Source organism: Halomonas sp. SIMBA_159 (assembly GCF_046536035.1).
In the GTDB taxonomy this organism is placed as follows: Bacteria; Pseudomonadota; Gammaproteobacteria; order Pseudomonadales; family Halomonadaceae; genus Vreelandella; species Vreelandella venusta_A.
On the sequence record NZ_JAWJBT010001480.1, the window covers coordinates 1 to 241 of the forward strand.

General features: G+C 38.6%; 1 protein-coding gene. It reads left to right on the top strand.

Annotation, left to right across the window (positions count from 1 at the left end; genetic code table 11):
• Positions 1-34 precede the first annotated feature (34 nt).
• The coding region (locus R0J87_RS24155; protein WP_498889580.1) for a hypothetical protein at positions 35-241 on the top strand (207 nt) is incomplete at its 3' end.

The following is a 241-nucleotide window of genomic DNA, read 5'->3' on the forward strand; positions in this document are numbered from 1 at the left end:
ATACCGTTTTCCTGCCTTACCTTAAGGAATAATAATGAAGTACTTATGTTTGTTATTGTTATTGTTTACCTGGTCAGTGGCAGCTGAAAAAGTATTGCTAACCGAGGAATGGCAGCTAACTGAAAATGCTGATGAAGCTATTTATTATGCTGAAACAACTCCAGCAGGTGACAATACCCTTTGGCCAGTGAAGGTGTTTTATGCAAAAAATCAGCAGCTGTACTTCAGTGGTACGTTAAAC